The sequence below is a fragment of the Methylotuvimicrobium buryatense genome (assembly GCF_005931095.1).
Taxonomy (GTDB): domain Bacteria; phylum Pseudomonadota; class Gammaproteobacteria; order Methylococcales; family Methylomonadaceae; genus Methylotuvimicrobium; species Methylotuvimicrobium buryatense.
The window spans coordinates 127,127-142,270 of the sequence record NZ_CP035467.1; the positions used below are offsets into that span (position 1 = coordinate 127,127).

Below are 15,144 nucleotides of genomic sequence, written 5' to 3' on the forward strand. Positions count from 1 at the left end.
AGTAATATAGTGAAGTCATTTACGACCAAATCCTAAGAAGATTTTTCATTATAGACCAATCGTAGATCAAAATTCGGCACCGGGCGGTCGTCAAAGGACGCCGGTAATACGTCAATGTAGGCAAAGCTTTTGCAAGCGGTATGAATGGCGTGTATTAGGGTTTCAACAGTTAGCGCTTAGGCGATGCAGGGCAGAAAAATGCTACTGCATTTCTGCATTCATTACATCCTTGTATCTCAGCGATTGCCGAGGAGCAAAGATCGGCCTAGCATCCCGGTGCCTCCTTAAGCATCGCCAAAATTTGAAGTGCAGAAAACAAAACCTTGAGCCAACTTTCAGGCAAATGAAAGATAACAGGGCTAAATATACATTAATCAGTTAAGCAGTCGGTTAGTTTCGTTACGAATTAGACTGTGGGATCATGAAAATTTTTAAATTAAAAAAACAGAAAAAAGCAAAGGTCGGTTATCAAGTTTATAAAAGATTACTGAGCTATGTCAGGCCGTATAAAAGTTGGTTTTTTTTAAGCATAATCGGTTTCTTTATTTATGCTGCGACACAGCCATTGTTTGCGGCAATCTTAAAACACATCATCGACTCTTTACAGAGTGGTTCGAGAGAAGATGTAGGTTTGATGCCCTTGCTCTTTATTGGGTTGATACTGTTAAGAGGAACCGGATCTTATCTGGGTAATTATTTCATCGCAAAAGTGTCAACAAGTATTGTCCATGCATTAAGGTGTGAAATATTCAATCATTATACAGGCTTACCTACGAATTATTTCGATTCAAACAATAGCGGTTATATGATGTCGAGGATCACGCATAACGTTGGTGAAGTGACTCAAGCAACGACCGATTCGGTGCAAATCGTGATTAAGGAAGGACTGACCGCGCTTGGTTTAGTGCTGTATTTATTTTATATGAACTGGTTGTTGACATTAGCGTTTTTGTCGGTAACGCCATTTATTGTGTGGCTGGTCAAATATGTGAGTAAAAGATTGCGAGCATTGAGTAAAGATATTCAAAATTCGATAGGTAATTTAACGCATATAACCTCTGAGCTGGTCAATGGGCATCGCATCGTCAGGAGTTATGGTGGCGAAGAATATGAAAAAAATAGATTCAAGGAAGGTAGTCAATTTCATCGTCGGCAATCATTAAAGCTTGCAGCAACATCAGCGTTACATGGTCCATTGCTGCAATTAATTATTTCTATTGCTTTGGCCGGCTTAATGTATATGTCTTTGACTTTAATGCAGGAGGCGACTGCGGGTGAATTTGTTGCGTTTTTAACAGCCGCTTTTCTATTGCCGCGACCCATTAGGCAATTGAGTGATGCTAATTCAAAAATACAAAAAGGTGTGGTGGCGGCCGAGTCCTTGTTTACCATATTGGATGAGCCACTCGAGAATGATTCTGGCGGATATGAGTCAAAGCATTGTAGCGGTAAAATTGAATTTAAAAATGTACGATTTAAATACCAGGGAGCGGAGAGCGAGGCATTAAAAGGAATAAGTTTTACTGTTGAGCCAGGGCAGACTGTAGCTTTAGTTGGTGCCTCTGGAGGAGGTAAGAGTACGCTAATTAATTTATTGCCGAGATTTTACGAATATTCGTCGGGTCAAATCCTTCTGGATGGCGTAGACATAACCGCTTATAAGTTGGAAAACTTAAGGCGACAAATTGCAGTAGTAACCCAGCAAGTCACATTGTTTAACGATACGGTAGCGAACAATATTGCCTATGGCGCGTTGCAAGGAGTTTCATTGGAAAGCGTGAAGCAAGCGGCGAAAGATGCCTATGCAATGAATTTTATCCAAAAAATGCCGAAGGGTTTGCAAACTGAAATCGGGGAAAATGGCGTTAAGTTGTCAGGAGGACAAAAGCAGCGATTAGCTTTAGCGAGAGCATTATTAAAGAATGCGCCGGTTTTAATCCTAGATGAGGCAACTTCTGCCCTCGATACCGAATCGGAGCGGTATATTCAAAAGGCCTTGCAGAACGTTCTTACTAATAGGACCACAATAGTGGTGGCCCATCGTTTGTCCACCATAGAGAGTGCGGATGTGATTCTTGTAATGGAAAACGGCCAAATAGTAGAGCGGGGAAGTCACAAGGAATTGATTGAAAAGAAAGGGCTTTATGCCAGGTTATACGAGATGCAGTTTAATGGTGAGACCAAGTATGCCGGATAAAGTAAATCGACAAAATGAAAAAGCAAAATAAACTCTTGACGGGTTGGTGTGTTGCTGTATAATGCTCGTCTTTCCCGCCGCGAAACAGCGGAACGACGGGGAAAGAGATTGAAAATAAAGTTTGACATTGAGTTTTGCCTCTGTATAATAGGCGGGCTCAACGGGAGAGAAAGTCTTCCAGCTCTTTAACAAGCAGATCAAAATAATTTGTGTGGGTGCTTGTGGCGGGTAGCTTAGCGGTTAAAGCTATTCGACGCAAGAACAACACGTTAATTCAAGTAGATTACGTTTAATTCTTAGTCGAGCCAAGATTGGTGACTGATCTTATTTAGTCACAAACCATATTAAACTGAAGAGTTTGATCATGGCTCAGATTGAACGCTGGCGGTATGCTTAACACATGCAAGTCGAACGGTAACGGTCCTTCGGGAGCCGACGAGTGGCGGACGGGTGAGTAACGCGTAGGAATCTGCCTGGTAGTGGGGGACAACGTGGGGAAACTCACGCTAATACCGCATACGCCCTGAGGGGGAAAGCGGGGGATCTTCGGACCTCGCGCTATCAGATGAGCCTGCGTTGGATTAGCTAGTTGGTAGGGTAAAGGCCTACCAAGGCGACGATCCATAGCTGGTCTGAGAGGACGATCAGCCACACTGGGACTGAGACACGGCCCAGACTCCTACGGGAGGCAGCAGTGGGGAATATTGGACAATGGGCGCAAGCCTGATCCAGCAATACCGCGTGTGTGAAGAAGGCCTGAGGGTTGTAAAGCACTTTCAATAGGGAGGAAAAAGCGTTGGCGAATACCCGATGCCTTGACATTACCTATAGAAGAAGCACCGGCTAACTCCGTGCCAGCAGCCGCGGTAATACGGAGGGTGCGAGCGTTAATCGGAATTACTGGGCGTAAAGCGTGCGTAGGCGGCTGTTTAAGTCAGATGTGAAAGCCCCGGGCTTAACCTGGGAACGGCATTTGATACTGGGCAGCTAGAGTTTAGGAGAGGAGAGTGGAATTTCCGGTGTAGCGGTGAAATGCGTAGAGATCGGAAGGAACACCAGTGGCGAAGGCGGCTCTCTGGCCTAAAACTGACGCTGAGGTACGAAAGCGTGGGTAGCAAACAGGATTAGATACCCTGGTAGTCCACGCCGTAAACGATGTCAACTAGCCGTTGGGTCTTTATTGAGACTTAGTGGTGCAGCTAACGCATTAAGTTGACCGCCTGGGGAGTACGGCCGCAAGGTTAAAACTCAAATGAATTGACGGGGGCCCGCACAAGCGGTGGAGCATGTGGTTTAATTCGATGCAACGCGAAGAACCTTACCTACCCTTGACATCCAGAGAATCTGTTAGAGATAGTGGAGTGCCTTCGGGAACTCTGAGACAGGTGCTGCATGGCTGTCGTCAGCTCGTGTCGTGAGATGTTGGGTTAAGTCCCGTAACGAGCGCAACCCTTATCCTTAGTTGCCAACAGGTCAAGCTGGGAACTCTAGGGAGACTGCCGGTGATAAACCGGAGGAAGGTGGGGACGACGTCAAGTCATCATGGCCCTTATGGGTAGGGCTACACACGTGCTACAATGGCCGGTACAGAGGGCAGCGAACTTGCGAGAGTAAGCAAATCCCAGAAAGCCGGTCCTAGTCCGGATTGCAGTCTGCAACTCGACTGCATGAAGTCGGAATCGCTAGTAATCGCGAATCAGAATGTCGCGGTGAATACGTTCCCGGGCCTTGTACACACCGCCCGTCACACCATGGGAGTGGGTTGCAAAAGAAGTAGGTAGTTTAACCTTCGGGAGGGCGCTTACCACTTTGTGATTCATGACTGGGGTGAAGTCGTAACAAGGTAGCCCTAGGGGAACCTGGGGCTGGATCACCTCCTTACAAAGACAGCAAGCGTTCGTCATAAGTACCCACAACAAATTATTTTGATCGAAGACGTCACGAGCCTGGGCCTGTAGCTCAGTTGGTTAGAGCGCACCCCTGATAAGGGTGAGGTCGGAGGTTCAAATCCTCCCAGGCCCACCAACGCGGCGCAAGCCTGGAAGCGGAAGGACCACCCGTCAAGCTAGCACTGCCTGGTTTGCACGACCCCCCAAGGGGCCATAGCTCAGCTGGGAGAGCGCCTGCCTTGCACGCAGGAGGTCGGGAGTTCGATCCTCCCTGGCTCCACCAATGCTATACAGTTTTAACGGCGAACACCCGAAAAGACTGTATAGCATTGGTGACGAAACAACAACGTCAGTAATAGCTCTTTAACAATTTGGAAATCTGTACACTGTAAATTCAGCGTTTAAAGCAATTTAAACTAAGAAGATACAAATAACAAGTTCATGTACACAGACGGAGAAGTCGAGTTTAGAAGCGCCCGTGTCGAAAGGCAAGGGGAGCGATTAAAATAGGCGGAACCGAACGTGAACTGAATGAGTTCTCAAGCAGAAAGCGAAAATGTCAGCTGATCCGTATAACGTCAGACTTATTGGGGTTATATGGTCAAGTGAATAAGCGCATACGGTGGATGCCTAGGCGATAAGAGGCGAGGAAGGACGTAGTAGCATGCGATAAGCCGCGGGGAGTTTGCAAACTAACTTTGATCCGCGGATTTCCGAATGGGGCAACCCAATCAGGACAACCTGATTATCCTTAAGTGAATACATAGCTTAAGGAGGCGAACCCGGGGAACTGAAACATCTAAGTACCCGGAGGAAAAGAAATCAACCGAGATTCCCTTAGTAGCGGCGAGCGAACGGGGAGCAGCCCTTAAGCATTGAGCAAATTAGTAGAACAGTCTGGAAAGTCTGGCGATACAGCGTGATAGCCGCGTATACGAAAATTTGCTGAGTGTGAAAACGAGTAGGACGGGGCACGTGAAACCTTGTCTGAATATGGGGGGACCATCCTCCAAGGCTAAATACTCCTTATCGACCGATAGTGAACCAGTACCGTGAGGGAAAGGCGAAAAGAACCCCGGAGAGGGGAGTGAAATAGAACCTGAAACCGTATGCGTACAAGCAGTAGGAGCCTGTCTTCGGATGGGTGACTGCGTACCTTTTGTATAATGGGTCAGCGACTTAATCTCAGTGGCAAGCTTAACCGAATAGGGGAGGCGTAGCGAAAGCGAGTCTGAATAGGGCGTCATAGTCGCTGGGATTAGACCCGAAACCGGGCGATCTATCCATGACCAGGCTGAAGGTTGGGTAATACTAACTGGAGGGCCGAACCGGGATCCGTTGAAAAGGATTCGGATGAGTTGTGGATCGGAGTGAAAGGCTAATCAAGCTCGGAGATAGCTGGTTCTCCTCGAAAGCTATTTAGGTAGCGCCTCGTGTATCACTGTTGGGGGTAGAGCACTGTTTCGGCTAGGGGGTCATCTCGACTTACCAACCCGATGCAAACTCCGAATACCAACAAGTGCGAGCACGGGAGACACACGGCGGGTGATAAGGTCCGTCGTGAAAAGGGAAACAGCCCAGACCGTCAGCTAAGGTCCCCAAATCTATGCTCAGTGGGAAACGATGTGAGAAGGCCCAGACAGCCAGGAGGTTGGCTTAGAAGCAGCCATCCTTTAAAGAAAGCGTAATAGCTCACTGGTCGAGTCGGCTTGCGCGGAAGATTCACCGGGGCTAAGCATAGTACCGAAGCTACGGATCTTACGTAAGTAAGGTGGTAGAGGAGCGTTCTGTACGCCTGCGAAGGTCGATTGAGAAGTCGGCTGGAGGTATCAGAAGTGCGAATGCTGACATGAGTAACGATAATGGGGGTGAAAAACCCCCACGCCGAAAACCCAAGGTTTCCTGCGCAACGCTAATCGACGCAGGGTTAGTCGGCACCTAAGGCGAGGCCGAAAGGCGTAGTCGATGGAAAACAGGTTAATATTCCTGTACCGGAGGTAACTGCGATGGGGTGACGGAGAAGGCTAGGTCAGCTGTCTGTTGGAATAGGCAGTTTAAGCGAGTAGGGAGTGGAATTAGGCAAATCCGGTTCCATAATTCTGAGACGTGATGACGAGTGTCCCCTTGGGGAGACGAAGTGATTGATGCCCTGCTTCCAAGAAAAACCTCTAAGCTTCAGGTTATCTGCGGCCGTACCCTAAACCGACACAGGTGGGTGGGATGAGAATTCTAAGGCGCTTGAGAGAACTCGGGTGAAGGAACTAGGCAAAATGGTACCGTAACTTCGGGAGAAGGTACGCCCTTGGTAGGTGAAGTCCCTTGCGGATGGAGCCCAAGAGGGTAGCATTAAACTGGTGGCTGCGACTGTTTAGCAAAAACATAGCACTCTGCAAACACGAAAGTGGACGTATAGGGTGTGACGCCTGCCCGGTGCCGGAAGGTTAATTGATGGGGTTATCTTCGGAGAAGCTCTTGATCGAAGCCCCGGTAAACGGCGGCCGTAACTATAACGGTCCTAAGGTAGCGAAATTCCTTGTCGGGTAAGTTCCGACCTGCACGAATGGCGTAACGATGGCCACACTGTCTCCACCCGAGACTCAGTGAAATTGAAATCGCTGTGAAGATGCAGTGTACCCGCGGCTAGACGGAAAGACCCCGTGAACCTTTACTATAGCTTGACACTGGACTTTGAACCTATTTGTGTAGGATAGGTGGGAGGCTGTGAAGCATCAACGCCAGTTGGTGTGGAGCCAACCTTGAAATACCACCCTGGTATGTTTGAAGTTCTAACCTAGGTCCATAATCTGGATTGGGGACAGTGTCTGGTGGGTAGTTTGACTGGGGCGGTCTCCTCCCAAAGAGTAACGGAGGAGCACGAAGGTGTGCTCAGCATGGTCGGAAATCATGCGATGAGTGTAAAGGCAAAAGCACGCTTGACTGCGAGACGGACAAGTCGAGCAGGTACGAAAGTAGGTCTTAGTGATCCGGTGGTTCTGAATGGAAGGGCCATCGCTCAACGGATAAAAGGTACTCCGGGGATAACAGGCTGATACCGCCCAAGAGTTCATATCGACGGCGGTGTTTGGCACCTCGATGTCGGCTCATCACATCCTAGGGCTGAAGCAGGTCCTAAGGGTATGGCTGTTCGCCATTTAAAGTGGTACGCGAGCTGGGTTCAGAACGTCGTGAGACAGTTCGGTCCCTATCTGCCGTGGGCGTTTGAGATTTGAGGGAAGCTGCTCCTAGTACGAGAGGACCGGAGTGGACGAACCTCTGGTGTTCCGGTTGTCATGCCAATGGCATTGCCGGGTAGCTATGTTCGGACGGGATAACCGCTGAAAGCATCTAAGCGGGAAGCCTCTCCCAAGATGAGATCTCACTGGGACCATGAGTCCCCTGAAGGGCCCTGAGAGACGATCAGGTTGATAGGTCAGGTGTGGAAGTGTGGTAACACATGAAGCTAACTGATACTAATTGCCCGTGAGGCTTGACCATATAACACCCAATCGGTTTGAAAACCAGAGTGTTATACAACGGCCGACAATCGCTAAAGCGAGAGAGCGAAAAACGTGTACAGATTTCCAAAAAAACAGGTGAAAAGAGCAAGGTAAAAGGCGCAAGGCGAAAGGCTAAGCGGCAGAGACCGAAAACCCTGATAAAACCGAAAACACCTGAAGTAAAGAGTTTTGAGTAGGCTCAAAGCAAGAAGCCGAGAGCGTATCGAGTGAGTTAAAGAATACCAACTTATTCCTTACGGCTTAGCGTTGAACCTGCTGTAACCAGTTTGCCTGGTGACCATAGCGAGCGTGTCCCACCCGATCCCATCCCGAACTCGGCAGTGAAACCGCTTAGCGCCGATGATAGTGTGGCAGTTTGCCATGTGAAAGTAGGGAATTGCCAGGCTCTTATCCTAAAGCCCGTGTTGATCACTCAACACGGGCTTTTTTTTGCCTTAAGGTTTGTCATAGAATGGCATCGCCAATAAAGCACAATCATTGCCGTTTGATGTCATTTGATTTGCGAAGGAGTTCTTGATAAATATCGTTTTGAAACCATGCGCCTTGTCGACGGTGCGCTCACTCGCCCGACAGGACGCCATGAATACGTCCATGTAGGCTCGACGGCGGCACTCCCTGTTGCCGACATCCTCGCTAGCCACACCCTATACCTTCATAAAGCTAACCATTTTTTGAGTATACCTATCGCACTTCAAATTTAGGCATTAGCGTATGGAGGCGTTGGGGTGTTCGGCAAAGGCTTTGGCAGCATGGATGCTGTCATAGAGCCTACATGGACGTATTCACGGCGTCCTTTGACGGGCACCCCGACGCCGAAATTTGACTAGCAAAGGGTATATAAAGGGAGTAGTCAATAAAGCCAGCAATTCCCAGTTTGAGCAGTTTCGCCGATTTTAGGGTGTGGGGTATGCCTGTCGAGGAACGCCGTAAACCCATCCATGGGGGCTTGGCGGCAGCTAAGCGCCAAGGATGGTGTGAATGCAGATTTTGCAGGAGCAAAAATCTGCTCCTGCTGCCGACATCCTCGCCAAGCATACCCCACACCCTTTTTGATCTCCAAATTGGGAATTGCTGCAATAAAGCTAATTGATTCATGGGAGAAAACCAAATTACTATAGAATGGTCGAATGATTGTATTTACTTGTAACAATGGAAAAATACGTTGATGGCCTCGTTAAATAATAAGCTTATTGCTAAACCGGTGTTGCAAATAGAACAGGAAAATAACTTATCTTCTATTAATCTCAAAGGTTCATGGAACTTATTAGCAATCAACGAAAGCCCCTCTATTACTCGAGATCTTAAAGGACTGCAATATAATTCGGATTGCATATGGCGCCTTGATGAGGTTGAGGCGCTCGATACTGCGGGGGCTTGGCTGATATGGCAAGCATGGGGAGAGGAGTTTCCAAATCAAGTAGAAATGAGACCGGAGCATAAGCGCTTATTCGATCGCTGGAAAACCTTTAGCTATGCACGGCCGGAAGAAGCACAGAAAAGTTTGGTACAAATTTTCAAAGACTCAAATAAAGTCATTTTGGCTTTTTATAGGCATGTCTTTAATGGCATTATTTTGCTTGGGCAATTATTGCTCGACACAGTATATCTATTCAGATCACCGAGCAAAATACCTTGGCCGGAAATATCAATGACGATATATAGTTCCGGTGTAAAGGCACTTGGCATCACCGCGTTAGTTGGCTTTTTGATTGGTATTGTTCTTAGTTATTTGTCGGCACTTCAGTTGCAAGCCTTCGGTGCGGAAATCTACATTATCAATATTTTGGGGATGAGTATTATTCGAGAGTTGGGGCCTTTGTTAGCGGCTATTTTAGTGGCAGGCCGATCAGGGTCTGCATTAACCGCCCAAATAGGAATCATGCGCGTTGCAGAAGAATTAGATGCATTGTCCTCGATGGGAATTTCGCATTCGCTACGAATCATTTTTCCGATAGTAGTGGCGTTAACAGTAACTTTACCGTTATTGACGGTATGGACAAATGCGGCCGCTCTTTTAGGTGGTATGGTGTCGGCTTGGCACACGCTCGATATAAGTATGCAACAGTTTGTGCAGAGACTGCCTGATTCCGTACCTTTGGTTAATGTATTTATTGGAGTAGGCAAGGCTGCGGTATTCGGCATGTTAATAGGAATGATAGCCTGTCACTATGGATTTCATATTAAACCGAATTCGGAAAGTTTAGGGAATGAAACAACCAATTCCGTTGTCGCTTCAATTACTGTAGTGATCATGGTGGACGCGATATTTGCAATTTTATTTATGGGAACGGGAATGCCATGAATGATGTGAACGCAATTCAGATGGAAAATATTTGGACCCAATTTGGTGACAACGTAATTCACGAGAATATCAGTTTCAGTTTACCAAAAGCGGAAATTCTCGGCTTGGTTGGGGCATCTGGAAGTGGAAAAACCACATTAATGCGTGAAATGATCGGACTGCAGGCTCCGACCAAAGGACGTGTTATGGTAATGGGGCAGGCCTTAGATTATGAGTCCGGAAATATTTCAGGTCAGATGTTAAGTCAGTGTGGTGTATTGTTTCAAAAAGGCGCTTTATTTAGTTCGTTAAATGTTTTCGATAATATTGCGTTTCCGTTGCGGGAAATTGGTGTCAAGGATTTCGAATGGATATCTCATTTGGTTGCTTTAAAATTAGCTATGGTTGGCTTATCTGCAAAGGATGAACTACTCATGCCAGCAGAGCTTTCTGGGGGTATGATTAAAAGAGTGGCTCTTGCCAGAGCCTTAATTTTAGAGCCCGCGTTATTATTTCTTGATGAGCCGACATCCGGTCTTGATCCCATTGCGAGTCAAGGATTTGTAGATCTATTGTGTGAGCTTCATCATGACTTGGGCTTTACGGTTGTGATGGTCACCCATGATTTAAACGTTTTGAATGATTTGTGTTCAAAAGTGGCTGTGCTGGCGGAAAAAAAATTAATTGCATACGGTCCGTTGGAAGTCGCGCTAAAGTGTAACCATACTTTTGCGAGACAATTTTTTCATAATAAGCACGCTGAGAAAGTTTTTATGAATAGAGAGCATTGTTTTGGGTAGAGATACGCACGCTTTAGCTACCGGTCTTTTTTTACTAACACTGATAATAGGACTAGTCGGCATAGTGTATTGGATCGGTAGCTTTGAAAAAGCACGTGATCTTTATGTGATCTCGACTAGAGACTCAGTAACCGGTTTAAATCCAGAATCTACCGTGTATTACCGGGGGATTGCGGTCGGTAAGGTTTTGACGGTAAATTTCGATCCGAGCGATCCACTGACGATTTTGGTCGAAATTGAGGTGGATAACAATATACGATTTACACGGGGGGGGTTTGCGACATTACGTTTAAAAGGGGTGACAGGGTTAACGCAAATCGATTTACAAGATACGGGAGACAGCGATGAATGGTTGTTACCTGGTGATAGGCCGGAGCAAAGAATTCCGTTGTTGCCATCGTTGACGGATCGTTTATTGAGTTCAGGTGAAGAAATATTAATGAAAGCCGAACAATTGATGATACGTCTAGACCGTGTGTTGAGCGATGAAAATGAAGAGCATGGACGTGAAATTTTGCGTAATCTAAATGTCGTCACTGCGAAAATGCCAAAACTTGAGGATCAGCTGGGTAAGGTATTGGAAAAAATGCCGAATTTAATAGATAGTACGGAGACTACGCTCGGTCAAATCGGTGATTTGACGATTGATTTAAAAGCGGCGGCAAATAGCGTAAAAATGCTTGGAGACCGAGGAGATGCATTGATAACATCGGGAGCGAATGTTGGCGATGTGCTGACGCGGACAACATTACCAAAAGTGCATCAAACAATGAATGAATTACAGTCCACAATGGATCAATTAAAACGAGTTGCTAATATGCTAGAAGCTAATCCTCAAGCATTAATATTAGGGCCGATTAAAACCGAGCCTGCTCCGGGCGAACCGGGATATGAGGAGCCAAAGTGAATGTATCACTGACGAGTTTGTGTTTAATCATGCTGATGCTGATAAGTGGCTGTAGCTATAAAACTAGGCCTGAGGGAGCGGCTTTGCACGACCTTGGGCTTATTGTTCAGCGTAATGCCGAGCAGGCCCCATTAAATGCTGAAGTAACAGCTCCGGAGTGGTTAAGGGATACGAGAATTCACTACAGGCAGCTTTATTTAACCCCTACCATTGTAAAATTTTATAACCTAGACCGATGGATTGCGCAACCGGCCGCTTTATTGGCCAAGCACTTCGCAGCAATTCCAGTAAGCGAGCCGTTAACTGTAAAAGTGCGTTTATTGGATTTTGAACAACGTTTCGACACTCCAGAGCAAGCGCGTTCGGTCGTTGCTTTTGAAGTTGAAGTGTATAAGACGAATGAAAATGCACCAATAGCTCGAAAAGCGTTTCAATTTGAACAAGTCAATATATCGGCCAATGCATTGGGTGCGGTCAATAGTTTTTCTGACTTAATTAGGAAAGCGGTTATTGAAATGACTGTTTGGCTTAATTTTTTGCTAGCCTGATTTCGGGGCGAGACAGAGGGCGTCCTAAATACAGTCTTAGTAACAAACCTTCCGGCACCTTAACGGGGCAAGTCGAAATAGTAAACGCGTTAGTCGATGTCAAAGCGTGTGTGTGGATAATCGGTCATTTCACCTAATTTAGTTAAATAACACAGTTATTACAGCAATTCCGATGGGTATGTAACCAAATCTTTAGTAGCTGAACGCGACTGATCATGCGGTTTTGTTTGTATAGAAAGGGCTTGTCTGAAGCCCAAACTAATAATACACGGCAAATTAAATGCCAAAGTTAGCGGCCAATTGTCGCGCGGCAAAATGCCACATTTTCCTGGTCATCTTTAGTGGATACACTTTACTTCGACTCTTGTATGCACTCTTCACGAGACTAGAGTTGAATCCTTCCTCTTTAATGCGGCCTCCCGGCCGCATCTTTTTTTCGACATCCCGGTTTTAAAAAAAGGTAAGTTATGTCAATTTTCAAAGATCCAGATTTTTTCGATCTCAAACCGCTAGACCTCGAAAACAAAGTGTTTTTGCCAACACGGGAGCTTTACAGTAGTCTGAGCTTGCAATTGAACGAGTTGTATCGACAAATTAAAACGGTTTTGCTCGATTGGCACGCTGAAGTAGCGGTTTCCGCGAAACAATTTTATGCGCATCCGGTCGAGACTGGCTCGCAATGGTATGCTCAAGCCGTTGATTACGGAGCACAGATGTATGCTCAGGTTAACGAGGTTTATTTTCCGAAAGTCGAGTCCATGTATGAACAGACAATAGCCGAAGCGACGCAATTAGGTCGGCAAGCCGGCGAATTATGGCAAGCGTTTTATGATCATCCTCAAGCAACGGTCGCAGCATTGGTCGAACCGGTGACGAATTATACAAATCAAGCGCTTGACGTTGCGGAAGTCTATTTTGTGAGCGTTTATTCAGCGATTCTGGAGTTGTTCGATTTAATGCTTGAACAACCGACTGAAACCTTGGAAGCCGTATATCAAAATGCGTTAGCCGGATTGTTGGACGTTTATTTTCAAATGATTTCATCGTTATTGGCGATGCTGTAAAAAGGATTGCACTCGTAATCAGTTTTCTTGATGATCGCCCACCGGCGCCGCAAACGCATCGGCAACCAATTCGTCGACATTGTCGCCAGTCAAGGATTTAAGAAAGTTTACGAGGTCGTCGATTTCTTTCGAAGTCAAATTCAACGGCTTGATCAACGGATCGAGAGTTTCGTTGGCGATGCCGCCTTGGTTATAAAACTCGACGACTTCCTTTAATGTGGTTAACGATCCGTTGTGCATGTACGGCGCTGTCAGGCTAATATTGCGCAGCGACGGCGTCTTGTAGTGCCAACGGTCGTCAGGATTCTGGGTAACTTCATAGCGGCCGAGATCATTGCTCTTGGTTTCCGAAACCGAATCGATTAATTGCGAATCGATATCGACAAAGACGCCGGGAGCGACCTGGACTCGTTGTGTCTTAGCAGTACTGCGCATTGCTTCGCGATAACCGATGCCGGTGTTATGAAACGCATTGTCGGTGAACAGCGCATGCTTCTTACTGATGCTGTGACAAGACGAGCATTGCGCCTTTCCGGAAAATAGCTTGAAACCGCGTTGCGCGGAAGTGTTCAAGGCTTGTTTGTCGTTGCTGTAATACCAACGGTCGAATGCCGAATTGCCCGAGTTAAGGGTGCGCTCGTAACTCGCGATCGCCATGCCGATTGTTTCGATTGTCGGCCCTTTGCCGAAAGCCTTTTTGAAAAGAGCATTGTATTCGCTATCGTTATGCAATTTTTCGATGACGCTACCGATCGACGGGTTGGCCATTTCATTGTGCGCCAATAGAGGACCCCAAACCTGGTGTTCGAGACTATTTTCGCGTCCATCGTGAAACAATTTGGTGTAATAAGCGACATTGTAAAGTGTCGGACTGTTGCGCTTGACGGTCCGGCCTTCGACGCCGACCGCAGTTTTCATCTCGTTACTGGTAAAGCCTTGTTCGGGAATATGACACATGGCGCATGAAAAGGTATTATTCAGCGACAAGCGGCGGTCGTAAAACAGTTTCCGGCCCAATTGCACTTTCTCCGTCGTCACAGGATTGTTCGCCGGAACCGGCACGGGAGGCAGTCCTTTCGGTGGGTGGTAGACTGTTTTCATCAAGTCAGTCGTTTGACCGGTTCGGTCGTCCAAAGCAATGCTACGAGTCGCATAGTCGCTGCTTTCGTAATTCGATTTATCATCGCCGGGTCGAAAACGTTTGGCGACTTGTTCCGACGTTTTGCCATTGGCGACGACTACCGGTTGCAGTAAGGTCTTCACATCATTGATCAAAGTGTCCGTATGCAAGAACGAAACGCTGTAGATGTTGCGGATTTTTTTGTTTCGGTCGATCAAGTAGACGCGCAAAATATGTGAAAAAGTGCCGGTGAAGCGTCCGTTTTCGTCGTAGACTTTCTGGATGCTTTGCCGATAATTATCGAGAATGGGTCGCAGCTCGGTTTCCGAAGCCGTCGTTAGAAAGCGCCACTCGATATTTTCATCCTGCAGGTGCTCGCCATACTGTTTCATTTTGTCTGGCGTGTCTTGTTCCGGGTTGAAGCTTAACGTCAACAAACGCAGTTGTCGGCTCAATTCGGGGTCCTTTTTAAGCCGGTTTTTGATTTTATGAAATACCCCGGTTGCTAAAGGGCAGCCGTTGACGTCGCTGCACGTCGAATAAATAAAACTGAGTAGCACGATCTTATCGCCCATCAGTTGATGCAAGTTAATAGTTTGGCCTTGTTCGTCGAGAATTTTACCGTCTGCGGCTTTTCCGAGCGCCGGTAACAGATAGCTGCCGACGGCCGGGAGTTCGTATTGCAGCGCGCCATAACCTGGCGCAAGCGTTTCGTTGTCGGCCTTGACCGAAAAGACCGCTACGCTCGACAGCAAAATGACGATGGTAAACAAATGTTTCATGACGTCGCTCCGGCGAATCGATGGGAACAGAGAGCGGC

General features: G+C 46.9%; 7 protein-coding genes, 2 tRNA genes and 3 rRNA genes. 11 read left to right on the plus strand and 1 reads right to left on the minus strand.

What is annotated here, in order from left to right; genetic code table 11:
- The first annotated feature begins 421 nt into the window (after positions 1-421).
- The 11 genes from msbA to EQU24_RS00670 all read left to right on the plus strand — a co-directional run bounded on the left by msbA (position 422) and on the right by EQU24_RS00670 (position 13,204).
- Positions 422-2,197 carry a lipid A export permease/ATP-binding protein MsbA gene (gene msbA / locus EQU24_RS00620; protein ID WP_017841365.1) on the plus strand — a complete coding sequence of 592 codons (1,776 nt, stop codon included), beginning with the start codon at positions 422-424 and terminating at the stop codon, positions 2,195-2,197.
- Positions 2,198-2,543: 346 nt separating this feature from the next.
- Positions 2,544-4,078: ribosomal RNA gene (locus EQU24_RS00625) — 16S ribosomal RNA — on the plus strand.
- Between the two features lie 67 nt (positions 4,079-4,145).
- Positions 4,146-4,222: transfer RNA gene (locus EQU24_RS00630), tRNA-Ile, on the plus strand.
- Between the two features lie 71 nt (positions 4,223-4,293).
- Positions 4,294-4,369 (plus strand) — tRNA-Ala (locus EQU24_RS00635).
- A gap of 316 nt (positions 4,370-4,685) precedes the next feature.
- Positions 4,686-7,581 (plus strand): 23S ribosomal RNA (locus EQU24_RS00640).
- A gap of 292 nt (positions 7,582-7,873) precedes the next feature.
- Positions 7,874-7,989 (plus strand): 5S ribosomal RNA (rrf, locus tag EQU24_RS00645).
- Together the 16S, 23S and 5S rRNA genes with 2 tRNA genes alongside form the textbook arrangement of a ribosomal RNA operon.
- A 780-nt stretch (positions 7,990-8,769) precedes the next feature.
- Positions 8,770-9,906 carry an MlaE family ABC transporter permease gene (locus EQU24_RS00650; RefSeq protein WP_017841363.1) on the plus strand — a complete coding sequence of 379 codons (1,137 nt, stop codon included), beginning with the start codon at positions 8,770-8,772 and terminating at the stop codon, positions 9,904-9,906.
- Positions 9,903-10,685, plus strand: coding sequence for an ABC transporter ATP-binding protein (locus EQU24_RS00655; RefSeq protein WP_017841362.1), 783 nt, complete (start codon positions 9,903-9,905; stop codon positions 10,683-10,685). The genes EQU24_RS00650 and EQU24_RS00655 overlap by 4 nt, the downstream gene beginning before the upstream one ends.
- On the plus strand, positions 10,678-11,592 hold the full coding sequence (locus tag EQU24_RS00660; protein ID WP_026130246.1) for an MlaD family protein: 915 nt from the start codon (positions 10,678-10,680) through the stop codon (positions 11,590-11,592). Before EQU24_RS00655 ends, EQU24_RS00660 begins: the two co-directional genes overlap by 8 nt.
- 29 nt (positions 11,593-11,621) lie before the next feature.
- Entirely contained in the window at positions 11,622-12,140 is a 519-nt protein-coding gene (locus EQU24_RS00665; RefSeq protein ID WP_017841360.1) for a hypothetical protein, read from the plus strand.
- 467 nt (positions 12,141-12,607) lie between these two features.
- Positions 12,608-13,204 carry a hypothetical protein gene (locus tag EQU24_RS00670; RefSeq protein ID WP_017841358.1) on the plus strand — a complete coding sequence of 199 codons (597 nt, stop codon included), beginning with the start codon at positions 12,608-12,610 and terminating at the stop codon, positions 13,202-13,204.
- Between the two features lie 18 nt (positions 13,205-13,222).
- Here the strand turns inward: EQU24_RS00670 and EQU24_RS00675 are convergent, their stop codons facing one another.
- Positions 13,223-15,106, minus strand: a complete 1,884-nt coding sequence (locus EQU24_RS00675) for a cytochrome c peroxidase (protein ID WP_017841357.1) — start codon at positions 15,104-15,106, stop codon at positions 13,223-13,225.
- Positions 15,107-15,144: the final 38 nt, after the last annotated feature.